This window comes from Trichormus variabilis 0441 (assembly GCF_009856605.1).
Lineage (GTDB): Bacteria > Cyanobacteriota > Cyanobacteriia > Cyanobacteriales > Nostocaceae > Trichormus > Trichormus variabilis.
In genome coordinates this window covers 3,549,422-3,563,242 of sequence record NZ_CP047242.1, presented here as the reverse complement: position 1 = coordinate 3,563,242, position 13,821 = coordinate 3,549,422, and the positions used below count along the sequence as shown (strand labels likewise).

13 protein-coding genes are annotated in these 13,821 nt (G+C 43.2%); 7 read left to right on the top strand and 6 right to left on the bottom strand.

What is annotated here, in order from left to right:
• The first annotated feature begins 205 nt into the window (after positions 1-205).
• Both GSQ19_RS14465 and ftsZ read left to right on the top strand, forming a co-directional pair.
• On the top strand, positions 206-544 hold the full coding sequence (locus GSQ19_RS14465; protein ID WP_158647766.1) for a hypothetical protein: 339 nt from the start codon (positions 206-208) through the stop codon (positions 542-544).
• A 75-nt stretch (positions 545-619) separates the two neighbouring features.
• The gene (gene ftsZ / locus GSQ19_RS14460) at positions 620-1,906 is read left to right on the top strand and encodes a cell division protein FtsZ (RefSeq protein WP_011318639.1); all 1,287 of its coding nucleotides are present in this window, start codon (positions 620-622) and stop codon (positions 1,904-1,906) included.
• A gap of 276 nt (positions 1,907-2,182) precedes the next feature.
• On the opposite strand, the gene gshB is transcribed toward ftsZ, so the two are convergent.
• From gshB to hflX, 3 genes are all read right to left on the bottom strand, one after another.
• A complete protein-coding gene (gene gshB / locus GSQ19_RS14455; protein WP_011318638.1) occupies positions 2,183-3,157 on the bottom strand; it encodes a glutathione synthase in 975 nt (324 codons plus the stop codon).
• 121 nt (positions 3,158-3,278) lie between these two features.
• Complete coding sequence (grxC, locus tag GSQ19_RS14450) at positions 3,279-3,539, bottom strand: glutaredoxin 3 (protein ID WP_011318637.1); 261 nt, start codon at positions 3,537-3,539, stop codon at positions 3,279-3,281.
• Positions 3,540-3,725: 186 nt separating this feature from the next.
• Entirely contained in the window at positions 3,726-5,465 is a 1,740-nt protein-coding gene (gene hflX / locus GSQ19_RS14445; RefSeq protein WP_185478754.1) for a GTPase HflX, read from the bottom strand.
• A gap of 184 nt (positions 5,466-5,649) precedes the next feature.
• Here hflX and GSQ19_RS14440 point away from each other — a divergent pair, with 184 nt between their 5' ends.
• On the top strand, positions 5,650-6,435 hold the full coding sequence (locus tag GSQ19_RS14440) for an HAD family hydrolase (RefSeq protein ID WP_011318635.1): 786 nt from the start codon (positions 5,650-5,652) through the stop codon (positions 6,433-6,435).
• A gap of 116 nt (positions 6,436-6,551) precedes the next feature.
• Positions 6,552-7,742, top strand: coding sequence for a DNA double-strand break repair nuclease NurA (locus GSQ19_RS14435; RefSeq protein ID WP_011318634.1), 1,191 nt, complete (start codon positions 6,552-6,554; stop codon positions 7,740-7,742).
• A 64-nt stretch (positions 7,743-7,806) separates the two neighbouring features.
• Here GSQ19_RS14435 and GSQ19_RS14430 read toward each other — a convergent pair whose 3' ends face one another.
• Together GSQ19_RS14430 and moaA are read right to left on the bottom strand one after the other, a co-directional pair.
• Positions 7,807-8,475, bottom strand: a complete 669-nt coding sequence (locus GSQ19_RS14430) for a Uma2 family endonuclease (protein WP_011318633.1) — start codon at positions 8,473-8,475, stop codon at positions 7,807-7,809.
• A gap of 34 nt (positions 8,476-8,509) precedes the next feature.
• Complete coding sequence (moaA, locus tag GSQ19_RS14425; RefSeq protein ID WP_011318632.1) at positions 8,510-9,496, bottom strand: GTP 3',8-cyclase MoaA; 987 nt, start codon at positions 9,494-9,496, stop codon at positions 8,510-8,512.
• A 97-nt stretch (positions 9,497-9,593) separates the two neighbouring features.
• On the opposite strand from moaA, the gene GSQ19_RS14420 reads away from it, so the two are divergent.
• Together GSQ19_RS14420 and GSQ19_RS14415 are read left to right on the top strand one after the other, a co-directional pair.
• Positions 9,594-10,805, top strand: coding sequence for an RNA-guided endonuclease InsQ/TnpB family protein (locus GSQ19_RS14420; protein WP_011318631.1), 1,212 nt, complete (start codon positions 9,594-9,596; stop codon positions 10,803-10,805).
• Positions 10,806-11,002: 197 nt separating this feature from the next.
• The gene (locus GSQ19_RS14415; protein WP_011318630.1) at positions 11,003-11,251 is read left to right on the top strand and encodes a hypothetical protein; all 249 of its coding nucleotides are present in this window, start codon (positions 11,003-11,005) and stop codon (positions 11,249-11,251) included.
• Here the strand turns inward: GSQ19_RS14415 and GSQ19_RS14410 are convergent.
• Entirely contained in the window at positions 11,239-12,282 is a 1,044-nt protein-coding gene (locus GSQ19_RS14410; RefSeq protein ID WP_011318629.1) for an aromatic ring-hydroxylating dioxygenase subunit alpha, read from the bottom strand. The two genes, GSQ19_RS14415 and GSQ19_RS14410, sit on opposite strands and share 13 nt — an antisense overlap.
• A gap of 160 nt (positions 12,283-12,442) precedes the next feature.
• Here GSQ19_RS14410 and GSQ19_RS14405 point away from each other — a divergent pair, with 160 nt between their 5' ends.
• The gene (locus GSQ19_RS14405; protein ID WP_011318628.1) at positions 12,443-13,816 is read left to right on the top strand and encodes a cysteine desulfurase-like protein; all 1,374 of its coding nucleotides are present in this window, start codon (positions 12,443-12,445) and stop codon (positions 13,814-13,816) included.
• Positions 13,817-13,821: the final 5 nt, after the last annotated feature.

The window sequence follows — 13,821 nt, the reverse complement described above, 5'->3', positions numbered from 1 at the left end:
GAACTGCTGAGAACTATGAGTTATTTAATTTATTGTATTTTTATTAAGTGTATGTTTAATTGCATAGAGTTAGCCGTTAGAACTAATTATCCCAGAGTAAATACCTCAAATTCTCAGTGGTGACAATAAAATAAATAACAAAATATACAAAATGCGTTCAGTATTTAAAGCTTCTTCTCAGAAGACAAACACAGTTAGTAACCAGATGAATAACTCATCAAAATCATCAACAGAAGTATTAGCTGTGTCTCCTGCATCCCAAGGGTATACTATGCAAAAATTGCCATGTAGAGAAAATATTAATAAGTTGTGGAAGTTATACAGATCAATTTTAAGTAAATGTATGTATACTTCTCTAGAATTAGCTGTGCATTCACCTATGGTGAGCCAAACACTATCTCCTGGGTATGCTCATCCAACATCTAAGGTAAGGCAAAGCCCAGTCCAAATGTTGGTGTTTGGTCTCATAGCAGACTTTCACACTTACAATCTTGTTAAGGTTGGCAGTAGTGATAACAATCAAGAACAGGGCCAAAATTTTTAGTGCTGTCAAACTTATATAGTTGACTCCTAGATGTGTAACACCTAAAAAAGTCGTTTATCTACCTTCCCGAATCCAATGACACTTGATAATAACCAAGAGCTTACCTATAGAAATTCCCAATCGTTGGGACAGCCAGGTTTCTCACTGGCAGTGAACTCAAGCAACCCTTTCAATCACTCTGGGCTGAATTTTGGACAAAATAACGACAGCAAGAAGATTTCTGTGGAAAATAACCGGATTGGCGAGATTGTTCCTGGGCGCGTTGCCAATATCAAAGTAATTGGTGTTGGCGGTGGTGGTGGTAATGCAGTTAACCGCATGATTGAATCTGATGTCTCTGGTGTAGAGTTTTGGTCAATTAATACTGATGCTCAAGCTTTGACACTAGCAGGCGCTCCTAGTCGTTTACAGATCGGGCAGAAACTCACACGAGGTTTAGGTGCAGGTGGTAATCCTGCAATTGGTCAAAAAGCGGCTGAAGAATCACGGGATGAAATTGCTACAGCTTTAGAAGGTGCTGATTTAGTATTTATCACCGCTGGGATGGGAGGTGGTACTGGTACTGGTGCTGCACCAATTGTTGCGGAAGTGGCAAAGGAAATGGGCGCGCTTACGGTTGGGGTGGTGACACGTCCTTTCGTTTTTGAAGGTCGTCGTCGGACTAGTCAAGCAGAACAAGGAATTGAGGGGCTAAAAAGTAGAGTTGATACTTTAATTATTATTCCTAACAATAAATTATTGGAAGTGATTCCAGAACAAACACCAGTCCAAGAAGCGTTTCGTTATGCAGATGATGTACTACGTCAAGGGGTACAAGGCATTTCTGACATAATTACTATTCCTGGGTTGGTAAATGTAGACTTTGCTGATGTGCGGGCTGTGATGGCGGATGCGGGATCAGCATTGATGGGTATTGGTGTGAGTTCAGGAAAATCTAGAGCCAGAGAAGCTGCGATCGCTGCTATATCCTCACCACTGCTAGAATGTTCTATCGAAGGTGCTAGAGGTGTTGTTTTTAACATCACTGGTGGTAGTGACCTCACTCTACATGAAGTAAATGCTGCCGCAGAAACAATTTATGAAGTAGTTGATCCCAACGCCAACATTATTTTTGGTGCTGTGATTGATGATAGGTTGCAAGGAGAGGTGCGAATTACCGTTATTGCTACTGGATTTACTGGAGAAATACAAGCTGCTCCCCAGCAAAACGCTGCTAATGCGAGAGTTGTATCTGCTCCCCCAAGACGGACACCCACACAAACGCCACCAAATAATTCCCCTGCACCTACTCCCGAACCAAAAGAGAAATCTGGATTGGATATCCCTGATTTTCTCCAGAGACGGCGGCCACCAAAGAATTAAGCGGTTTTAGATTTGAGATTATTTAAAATTTGTAGTCTCTAGTCAGGCTAAATGCTGTATAAAAACTGCTAATTTTCAAGTTCAGAGGTATATTTTTTACCTCCGGTAAATCTTGTTGCTGTTACAAATAAATTGCTACTATTCAAAAACAGAATACACTTGGGCGGTAGTTTGTTGACTTTTAAGCCCAAGTGTGTACTTGTGATATACAGGAGGGAGACTGAAAAGAGAAATGTTCACGTCCTCTTCATGTAGTTTTCCTGTAATTACCTGTCTTTAATTTTGAATTTGTAGGTTTTTTTCCACCCATTGAATTACTTGATTAGCCAGGCGAGTACCATCTAGTCGGTCGATTTCCCGTATCCCAGTTGGGCTAGTGACGTTAACTTCTGTGAGATAGCCACCAATCACATCAATACCCACAAAGACTAACCCATCTTGGCGTAAATTTGCAGCCAAATCGCCGCAAATTTCTTGTTCTCGTGGGGTAATTTCGGTTTTTGCGACCGTTCCACCAGTGGCCATGTTATTACGAAAATCACTGCCACTTGCCAAACGGTTGAGAGCGCCAATGGGTTCACCATTAAGTAAAATGATCCGCTTATCTCCCTCTTTGGCCTCTGATAGATAAGTTTGTACCATTACTGGTAATCTGCCTTGCTGGGTGCTGAGTTCGACGATAGAGTTAAAATTGCGATCGCCTGCTTGTAGAAATAAAATCCCTTCCCCAGCTTTGTTACCCAAGGGTTTGAGGATAGTAGCGCCTTTTGCTTCGACAAATTGCCGGATAAAATCTTTATCTGCACTGACGATGGTTTCGGGAATTGCCTTGGTAAATTGCAGGGCATACATTTTTTCATTTGCCTTACGGATACCATTGGGATTGTTAATGACCAAAGTTTTCTGCTGGTCAACGTAATCCAGAACATAGGTAGCGTAAAGATAGGCATCGTTTACGGGTGGATCTGTCCGCATAAATACAGCATCCATCGTTTCCAAAGAATTGAGGGAACGAGCATTTAATTTATACCAAGGATTTGCTGCAACCCATCGTCCATCTACCAACTGCACTGGTACAAGTTCTACCTGCTGCAATATAGCCCAAGCTTTGCTGTCTACTACACTCAACCAATTAGCCTGAGTTACCCAAACTTCATGTCCTAAAATTTGCGCTGCTTCCATCAGCGCCACGCTGGTATCATGGCATGGGTCTAACTGATGGATGGGATCTATAATAAAAGCCAGTTTCACGCCTTTTGCCTCAACGCCAGGAAATTCTCAGATAAATTATCCCCCGATATCCTGACAGATTGACAAATACTATTGAGGAAAAAGGCGTAATCCTATTGCTTCAGCATCTAAAGGCTATTATTTAGATTGCTAATAACTCATCAAGTTGGCCTTGACGTTCAAGAGCGTGGATATCATCACAACCACCTACATGGCGATCGTTGATGAAAATTTGTGGTAATGAGCGTCTGCCATTAGCTCTCTGAGCCATTTTATCCCGCGCTTCCTCATCACCATCAATGCTGTATTCGACAAACTCAACACCCTTGTTATTCAGCAGATTTTTCGCTCGAATGCAAAAAGGGCAAGTTCTCCAAGTGTAAATTTCTACTGTGGCAGCCATAATGTCCTCAACATGATCTCATAACTAATTTTAGAACTTTGGTACTGATGGTAGATGCTTAATGTAGTTATAAACTGTATTTTTGCTGGCTGGTATGAAATATACCGATTAACTTACATTAAGAGATTTATTAAGAAGCAGGGAGAAGATTTCCCCCTGCTTTTTCACATGGAAAGAACTAGATATTTACTGAGAGTCAACAGCATATTGAATTAGGAGACTTAGCCGCAGACGCAAGGTCTCTAACCCCAAACGTTGACTGGCAGAAATAAATACGGCTAAAGGAAACTCTTCTTGGGCTAAAGCTAGAGTGGTGCTATCGACTTGGTCGATTTTGTTAAAAGCAACCAAGGCTGGGCCGGGAGTAACTGGCATTTGTGCCAATATTTCCCGGACTGCGCGAATGTGACTCAACCACGCAGGATGAGATAAATCTACTAGGTGTAGTAAGGCATCGGCTTCTGTTACTTCTTCCAAGGTGGCGCGGAAAGCATCCATTAATGATGCAGGTAATTCGTGGATAAACCCTACTGTGTCTGTAATCAGAATTCCTTGGGGTTCTCCAGTTTCTGCATGGGGAATAACTAGGCGGCGCGTGGTGGGGTCAAGGGTGGCGAATAACTGGTCTGCGGTGTAAACTTCAGCATTGGTCAAGGCATTTAATAAGGTGGATTTACCAGCGTTGGTATAACCAACTAAAGCTACTGAAGGAACTTCCCGATGTTGTCGCCGTTGTCTTAACCGTGAACGGTGGGCTTGTAATTGGTCAACTTCTTGTTGCAGTCGAGAAATACGTTTTTGAATGGCCCGGCGTTCGGTTTCTAGTTTGGTTTCACCAGGACCACGAGTCCCAATACCACCCCCTAGTCGAGACATTGCTTGACCTCTGCCGGTGAGTCTGGGCAGCATATATTCTAGTTGCGCCAGTTCAACTTGTAATTTACCGGCGCGAGATTGGGCGCGTTGAGCAAAGATATCTAAGATAACTTCGGTGCGGTCAACGACGCGGAGACCAATTTGTGCTTCTAAGTTGCGGATTTGGGAGGGTGAGAGGTCGCGGTCAAAAACGACGAGGTTACATCCCAATGTTTGGGCTGTGAGGGCAACTTCTTGGACTTTACCTTCACCAATGACGGTTTGAGGATGAATGCGCGATCGCTTTTGTTGCACTGTCTGTAATACATCTCCACCGGCTGTATCTACTAACCGTGCCAATTCCACCAAGGTATCGTGGAATTGTTGGAGTGACATATTATCGGTCATGACACCCACGATCAATACACGGTCATGATCAGCGTCTACTTCCTCGGCGATGAACTCCCGACGGAACTCTGCTTCTAGCCCTTCCACCAAGTCGATGAAATCTTGCTGTCCGAGATCATCTAAGTCCAATGGTGGTGATATAGTCCAACTGGTAGATTGACCATTATTTAATGGTGCGATCGCTGCACTAGGAATCAAAGCACGGGCATCTTGAGGGACTAGGTGCGCTAAGTATGCTTCTTTAACGTATCCTGTGGCTCCACCACCGCGTCGTGTAAAGCCAGTCCCGGTAATATTTATCACTACTAAGGCATCTAAACGCTGCATTGCCATCGCCGTCAGCGCCGCTTCATTGGGCGGTTCTGTCTTAAGATGGGTAGCAATGCAACGAATACCACTCAGACGTTCTGCACCATAACGCGGCAATTCCATTGGCGGAATTTGCGTTTGACGTGGTGTGCCTACACCAACACGAATCACTTGTCCGCGACGGTTGACATAGGCACACACAGGTAGGTTAATTTCCGTGCTAATTGCTGCCAGACGCTGGGAAAACTCAGGCGTAGTGATGCGATCGCCTGGTATGCGCTGGTGGTACAGTCGCTGTAGTTGTTTCAGCTGACTGGACTTTAAACCCTGAAGATTACCGAAAATAGTTTCTATAGGCGTTTCGACCAGTTTACTGGCCCCCCGAATCCATCTATTGTCTATTTTACAACAGTGCTAAGGGTGGAAACTCAATCTTTTAGGGGTGTGGGGGTGTATGGGTGGCTGATCGCTTCTGTGATTACAAAAAACCAATACTGAATCAGTTAAGCTGGCAAAAGCAGTATTTATTTTCTGAAAAATGACCGCAAGTAATCCTACAATTTTAGCCCTGGATTTTGATGGGGTAATTTGCGACGGACTAATCGAATACTTTGAAGTAGCTTGGCGGACCTACTGTCAACTTTGGTCGCCTGCTGACGATATACCACCAGATGATTTGGCTTTGAGGTTCTATCGACTCCGGCCTGTAATCGAAACAGGCTGGGAAATGCCTGTCTTAATTAAAGCTTTGGTAGATGGAAATTCTGATGACCAGATTCTTCAGGAATGGACAAGCATTACTCCCAAGATTTTGTTAGATGACAAGCTACAAGCAAAAGAAATTGCGACGAAATTAGATGCCTTGCGTGATCAGTGGATTGCTAATGATTTAGATGGTTGGCTGAGTCTGCATAGATTTTATCAGGGTGTAATTGAAAAACTGAAAATCACCGTTGCCAGTGAAGTCAAGTTATATATAGTCACTACCAAAGAAGGACGCTTTGTAGAGCAGTTGTTGCATCAGGAAGGAGTAGATTTACCACGAGACTCAATTTTTGGTAAAGAAGTCAAGCGTCCTAAGTATGAAATTCTCCGTGAGTTAATTCAAGCAGCAGATCATAAACCTGTGAGTTTATGGTTTGTAGAAGACAGAATCAAAACATTGCAATTAGTTCAACAGCAAACAGACCTTGAAGATGTCAAGCTTTTCTTGGCAGACTGGGGCTATAATACCCAATCAGAGCGAAAAGCAGCCCAAAACGATCCGCGAATTCAACTGTTATCCTTGTCTCAGTTCGCTAAAGATTTTCCTGGGTGGGTATAGGGGTGTAAGGGTATAGGGGTATAGGGGAGCAGGGGAGCAGGGGAGCAGAGGTAGCAAAGAAGAATAACTATTGACTATTGACTATTGACAACCGACAACTGACCAATGACTAAAATATGCTTGACCTGACGAAATTAGCGCGACAAATGCAGGGTTTAAGTCAGCATCTATCACTGGAGGCTGTGGCTAGTCGCCAGCGTTTAGAATTGGCGCAGCAAAATCTGAAAAAAGCTTTTGATTGTCAACAAGATTTAATTGAACGTCAGGAAAAGTGGCGCGATCGCATTCTCTTTGCTAATGCTACACCCCTGGAGCCGCTCAACTCTTGCTTAGATATTCCCACGCCTCCCAAGGTGCATTCTGTCATTGCTACTGATGGTTCGCAAATTGCCCCCAGTCACCACGAAATTGCTTATTGTTATCTGTTGAATATCGGTAGGGTAGTTTTACACTACGGACAAAATCGCTACCCTATATTGGACAGTTTGCCAGAGGTGTTTTACCGTCCAGAAGATTTATATGCGTCCCGTCAGTGGGGAATTAGGACTGAAGAATGGATGAGTTTCCGGCGCACTGCTAGCGAGGCGATCGTTTTAGCGGAGTTGGCTTGTAGTGTCCATGATACGGGGGCTTCTTCATCTCCCCCTACTCTGGCAATGGTGGATGGTTCCTTAATTTACTGGTTTTTGGAACAGTTACCCGTAGATGCACGTAACTGCATTTTACCCCCCATATTGGAAGCCTGGCAGCAAATGCGTGCTGCCAAAATTCCTTTGATGGGTTATGTGAGCGCCTCTCGTAATGTGGAAGCGGTGAATTTTTTACGTTTGATGGCCTGTCCTCATCCTGCGCCCGATTGCGCTAGTTACTGCCCAAATCAACTAGAAAAAGTCCCATGCAAGGTGTTTGACCCTTTGCGGGATACGGCATTGTGGACAACTCAATTACAACCCGGACAACGGGGGCCATTGTGGCGGAGTAATGCCCGGATTTTAGACCTTTATGAAGACCAAGCTATATACTTTTGCTACGTCCATGTTGGTACAGAAATTGCGCGGATAGAAGTACCTGCATGGGTAGCTGAAGATACAGAGATGTTTGACCAAGCTTTAGGGCTAATGTTGGCACAGGTGCAGAAAGGATATGGTTATCCAGTGGCGATCGCCGAAGCACATAATCAAGCAGTAGTCAGGGGTAGTGATAAAACCCGTTTCTTTGCCCTACTGGAAAAACAAATGATTAAAGCTGGCTTGAAAAATGTCGGGACTTCTTACAAAGAAGCAAGGAAGCGAGGCAGTATTGCTTGAAGAAATTCGGGGTTTAGGGATGTAGGTGTAGAAATTATGATGCGGAACTCATCACTTCAAAAGGTTATTTGTTTCGTTCTTCGGCTGCTTTCAAACCCTGCTCAAATTCATCAACAGCTTGAATTGAATCTGAAATTGAAAGGCATTGCTCTAATAAAGAAATGTCTAATTCTGGCAGTATTTCACTGGTGACTATCAGTTCATACCCATAAGTTTCAGGGTAAACAGTGGCTTGCTCGTTGTCGGAATTGTTCCGTAGATGGTACAACTTAAACTGGTTTTTCTCCCAAAACCAGACTTCTGTAACTCCCAGTCTTCGGTAAATTTCTAGTTTATTTATACTGCCACTAGTAACAACTACCTCTATGGCTAAGTCGGGTACTTTTTTCTCTTCACCTATGCAGTAAGACTCATCTGGTTCTACACCTACTTTTTTGGCTTTGTTTTTAAAAGTAGAACTTCCCAGAGGTACAAAACGAAGGCGCTTGCTGTAAAAGAAACGCTCTAATAGCATCCCTAAATTCGTTTTGATTTTTTCATGTCTGATTGATGGCGACACTATCTCTAATATTTCATCTAAGTAAGTAACACGGTAATGAGAGTTGTTTTCTAGTTTGGCTAGTAGGGATTCATAGTTTTCCCAACTCACTCCACTGCTGATAAAGCGTTCCTCTGGGTCGTCATTATGACCCAACTCTGGCTCATCAATTAGTTCTTTAAGGCTGTTGACCATGATCATCTCTCCTGTTTAATCAAATTATCTCTGCTTACCCTCCGATTTGTGACATTGTGCGGCTGTAGGCTCCTGTAGTACCTGAATCACGCCCTTTATAGTTAATTTCTGGCTTGATTGCTAATAAATGTCTCACCTGTTCTCGTAACTGGTGGATACTCACACCAGAGCGTAGAGATGTTTTTAGATCGAGTTGACCTGTTTCGTTTAATAAGCAAGGGCGTAACCAGCCATCGGCACTGAGACGCATCCGGTTACAACGATCGCAAAAACATTCTGACATTTGGCTGATAAATCCTAGTGTGCCTTTGGCTCCAGGGATTTGGAAGACATCCGCCGGGCCAGAACCACGAACTTGAGCATCTGTCAAGCCCCAGCGATCGCGGATTTGTTGGCGTAATTGAGATGAAGATACCCAACCGCGATCGCCAAATAACTCTCCGTTACCAATGGGCATAAATTCAATAAACCGGACGTGCCATTGTTTATCAATTGTTAAGGCGGCTAAATCGAGAATTTCGTGGTCATTGACACCAGGAATTACCACTACATTTAGTTTCAATGGATCGAAGCCTACACGATGGGCAGCTTGAATACCATCCCAAACTTGTTGCCAGCGAGAACGTCCATGACTGCCGATAATCTGGTCAAATATATGGGGATCGAGGGAATCTAAGCTGATATTGATGCGCCGTAAACCAGCATCGTAGAGATTTTGGGCGATGGGTGCGAGTAAAAAGCCGTTAGTCGTCATGGAGAGGTCTTGGGTTTGGGGTAAAGAAGCGATCGCCCCGACCAAATCCACAACACGGGGGCGTAATAAAGGTTCTCCCCCAGTTAAGCGAAATTGTCTAAAACCAACAGGAATAAATACTTCTTGAACTAAAGTGAGCAATTCCTCATCAGTCAATAATTGTTGCTTGAGGATATAGTCTAACTCTGACCCCTCTGGCATACAGTACTGACAACGGAAATTGCAGCGATCTATTAAGCTAATGCGGAGGTAGTCTACCTGGTTCATTGTGGGTTTTATCAGAAAAATGGGTTTAAAACCCCGTGCTTGTAGCACGGATTTAATTAATTTGGATTTCTTACAGAATGTCTAGTAAAATGTAAGCATGACACAAAAAGCATTCAAGTACCGATTCTATCCAACTCCTGAGCAAGAAACCTTGCTCAGAAGAACAATGGGATGTACTCGTTTAGTTTACAACCTTGCCCTTTCTGCAAGAACGCAGGCATGGTATGAGCATCAAGAACGAGTCGGGTACATTGAAACTTCAGCAATGCTGACTAGTTGGAAGAAGCAAGAAGACTTGCAATTTCTTAATGACGTTAGCAGTGTGCCATTACAGCAAAGTTTACGACATCTACAAACGGCATTTAGCAACTTCTTTGCAGGTCGGACTAAATACCCCAACTTCAAGAAAAAGCATAATGGTGGCAATGCTGAATTTACTTCATCAGCGTTTAAGTTTAGAGATGGGCAAATATTTCTGGCTAAAAGTCCTACAGCGTTAGACATTCGTTGGAGCCAACAGCTACCTCAAGGTATAGAACCATCTACTATTACGGTAAAACTATCGCCCTCTGGACGCTGGACTGTTTCAATGTTGGTAGATGTCGAAATTCAAAAATTACCTGAATCTTTAACTCAAGTTGGCGTTGACTTGGGTATCACTAGCTTAGTTGCATTGAGTACAGGCGAAAAGATTAGTAATCCCAAAAGCTTTAAAGCAAAAAAAGCGAAATTGCGTAAAGCGCAAAAAGCTTTGAGCCGTAAACAAAAAGGATCTAACAATCGTCACAAAGCAAGGATGAAGGTCGCTAAAGTTCATACAGAAGTTAGTGATGCTCGTCATGATTTTCTTCACAAATTGACAACCAGACTGGTTCGAGAAAACCAATTGATCGCAGTTGAAGATTTGTCTGTGAAGAATATGGTTAAAAACAAAAAACTCGCTTTTTCAATTAGTGATGCCAGTTGGGGCGAGTTGGTCAGGCAACTTGAGTATAAGTGCGATTGGTATGGTCGCACTCTCATCAAGATTGACCGATGGTTTCCGAGTTCTAAGCGATGTGGCAATTGTGGGCATATCGTTGAAAAACTGCCATTGAATGTACGAGAGTGGGATTGCCCTAAATGTCAGGCACACCACGACCGAGACATCAACGCCAGTAAGAATATTTTGGCTGCGGGACTCGCAGTTTCAGTCTGTGGAGCGAACATAAGACCTGACAGACTTAAGTCTCAAGGGCAGTTGCAAAAAACCCGTAAGGCTTGCCTTGAGCGTAGCCGAAAGGGACAGAAACAGAAACCTAAGTCGTGAGGCTTAGGAATCCCCGACCGTTCACGGCGGGGAGGATGTCAATTTCTATTGTGTGCGATCGCTCGATTCTAGAACATGAGAGTCTGTGATATTTTTCATAAGTCAGATGGGACTGCGATATTCATAACTCAAGTAACGCAGGCAGAATTCGCTGTTACAATATCACCAGTCCGCCTAATTAAACCAGACAGAAGCTTATGATTACTCGAATGATGGTTCTACCCTCATTCTGGGTAGAATCTGGAATCAAACTCAGTCAAGTTAGAAATATATATTTATTTAAATTTACTGAAGAATTACAATCTCGACTAGAAGAATTGTCTGAGAAGAAAAAAGCCGGACTGCTAACCTCAGAGGAAGATGCAGAATTGGCAGGAATATTAGAACTTGATAGAATTTTTACCCTGCTCAATGCCAAAATTATCTCGGAACCTTATGATGCTTGATTTTTCATCAACCTCTGTACGCTAACTAAAGCCCGATTCAACTCATAATTGCGCCTTTGGGGATTTTGTAAATAAGCTTGCTGTTCTTCTTCAATCATCTGCACATCTTTAACCACCAACCCATCGAGGAATTTCTGGGCTGCACCAAACAAACTATCTTTGACAAAGCGACGAAACCATACAGGCAATTTGTGCAAGCGCCAAAAAGCGTTTAAAGATGTGAAATGAATTAAATAAGCTTTGGTTTGTGTCTCATTTATCGGACACAATAAACAGTAAATTTTAAAATCTTTTCCTAATGTAGACATCCAGTGGGGATAAATGTAACTCACATCAAGGGGTTCAGGATGTAAGCGGCGCAAAGCTGGGAAAAATAATTGGGAGATAGACCAGATTTTATCTATTTTGTAATAACTTTGGGCTTGATAATGAGCATCTACACGTTCATCGGTTTCCTCAATATCTTGTAATTCTGCTTGCGCCCAAGCTTGTAAATCCTGATGTAAATGTCCATGATACATATCCATCAGGTTTTCAATTAAATAAGAATAATGTGCCTGACAATTAATAATGGCAACACTAGCAATGTAATTTAAATGATCCCACTCTGGTAAACCCATTGGCTCTATAGATGGTTCTCCATCACCAGGGAATAACCAAATAAAACCGTCTTGTTCTTTGACTGGATAATGGCGAATTTTGCAGTTTGGTAGTTTCTGATTCTCTGCTAAGTATGGAACGGCTGCACATTCACCATGATGATTCAAGCGCCAACCATGATAAGCACATTCCAACTCATTGCCGATAACTTGACCGTGACTAAGTTTAACTTGGCGATGTGGGCAACGGTCTTCTAGGGCGTGTATTTGTCCTTCGCTATCTCGATAAAGTGCGATCGCCTGATGCCAAAGTGTCACTCCCAAAGGTTTATTTGTGACTTCCTGACTACGTGCAACTACATACCAATGATTCAGGTTAATACCCAATTGACGGACATCATGAATAGACACAGCTTGGGACAGAGAAGACATAAATATCCTTTTTGAAATTTGTCAGTTGTCAGTTGTCGGTTGTCAGTTGTCAGTTGTCATTAGTTACTTCTCTTACACCCCTATTCCCTTACACCCCCACACCCCTACACCACTACAACTAAGCTAAGGTGTATGTCAACACCATCATAAGGAGTCTGAGATGGAAGCTTTAGACTTGAAATGGATACGTGGGCAGTTTCCGGCGCTTACACAAAAAATTAACGGACAACCAGCTATATTTTTTGATGGCCCCGGTGGTACACAAGTACCTGGGTCTGTTTTAGATGCTATCAGTGACTATTTAGTTAGGTCAAATGCTAATGCTCACGGGGCTTTTGCTACTAGCGCGCGGACGGATGCTTTAATTATTGCAGCAAGAACGGCGATCGCTGATTTTTTGGGTTGTCACAGTGATGAGGTGGTGTTCGGCGCTAATATGACGACGCTCACCTTTAGTTTGAGTCGCGCTATTGGACGGACGCTGCAACCAGGTGATGAAATTATTGTGACACGGCTTGACCATTCGGCTAATGTTTCCTCTTGGGAAGCATTGGCAGAACAAGGTGCAGTTATTCGTTATGTGGATGTCAAAGTTGATGATTGCACCTTAGATATGAATGATTTGGAGCAGCAAATCAATTCCCGCACCAAGTTAGTAGCCGTCACTTATGCTTCCAATGCTGTGGGGACAATTAACGATATTGCCGCTATTGTCAAATTAGCCCATGCTGTAGGCGCTTTGGTGTTTGTCGATGCAGTTCATTATGCCCCTCATGGAACGATAAATGTTCATGCTTTGGGGTGTGATTTTCTCGCCTGTTCTGCATACAAATTCTTCGGCCCCCACGTTGGGATTTTGTATGGTAAGCGGGAACATCTTACCAATCTGCAACCTTATAAAGTCAAACCAGCACCCAATGAAGTCCCATCCCGTTGGGAAACCGGAACCTTGAATCATGAAGGATTAGCGGGTTTAGTCGCGGCTATTAACTATTTGGCAAAATTAGGTTGTCATGTCTCCCCGAAAATTAACCAAGAGTTAGTTTCGGCGTTGATTGAGGCTGATAAGGAAGGTTTGGAACATTTCCAATGTCCCCGGTTTCTAACTTCACCAGAACAACCATCATCCACATTGGCATCAGCTTATCACAGTCGTCGGGCAGCTTTAGTTGCAGCCATGTCAGCGATTCAGCAATACGAAAGAGAATTGAGCCATAAACTAATTTCCGGGTTGCTAGAAATTCCTGGCTTAACTATATATGGCATCACAGATCCAGAACGCTTTGCTTGGCGGACACCAACGGTAGCAATTCGACTCCAAGGTAAAAGCCCAGAAAGCATTGCGAGGACATTAGGCGATCGCGGTATTTTCTCCTGGCATGGTAACTTCTATGCCTTGAATCTGACTGAGAAACTAGGTATAGAAAATGATGGCGGTTTATTGCGCCTGGGGTTGGTACACTACAATTCTGTGGAAGAGATTATACAATTACTGCAAGCTTTAAAAGAAATTGGCAGTGCCATATCGCTTTAAACACT

Bases quoted from the DNA above. Each gene is read 5' to 3' on its own strand.
- GSQ19_RS14440 (WP_011318635.1), top strand. From the start codon at position 5,650: ATGACCGCAAGTAATCCTACAATTTTAGCCCTGGATTTTGATGGGGTA.
- GSQ19_RS14430 (WP_011318633.1), bottom strand. From the start codon at position 8,475: ATGGTCAACAGCCTTAAAGAACTAATTGATGAGCCAGAGTTGGGTCAT.
- GSQ19_RS14410 (WP_011318629.1), bottom strand. From the start codon at position 12,282: ATGTCTTCTCTGTCCCAAGCTGTGTCTATTCATGATGTCCGTCAATTG.
- GSQ19_RS14435 (WP_011318634.1), top strand. From the start codon at position 6,552: ATGCTTGACCTGACGAAATTAGCGCGACAAATGCAGGGTTTAAGTCAG.
- GSQ19_RS14465 (WP_158647766.1), top strand. From the start codon at position 206: ATGAATAACTCATCAAAATCATCAACAGAAGTATTAGCTGTGTCTCCT.
- grxC (WP_011318637.1), bottom strand. From the start codon at position 3,539: ATGGCTGCCACAGTAGAAATTTACACTTGGAGAACTTGCCCTTTTTGC.
- ftsZ (WP_011318639.1), top strand. From the start codon at position 620: ATGACACTTGATAATAACCAAGAGCTTACCTATAGAAATTCCCAATCG.
- GSQ19_RS14415 (WP_011318630.1), top strand. From the start codon at position 11,003: ATGATTACTCGAATGATGGTTCTACCCTCATTCTGGGTAGAATCTGGA.
- GSQ19_RS14420 (WP_011318631.1), top strand. From the start codon at position 9,594: ATGACACAAAAAGCATTCAAGTACCGATTCTATCCAACTCCTGAGCAA.
- GSQ19_RS14405 (WP_011318628.1), top strand. From the start codon at position 12,443: ATGGAAGCTTTAGACTTGAAATGGATACGTGGGCAGTTTCCGGCGCTT.
- moaA (WP_011318632.1), bottom strand. From the start codon at position 9,496: ATGAACCAGGTAGACTACCTCCGCATTAGCTTAATAGATCGCTGCAAT.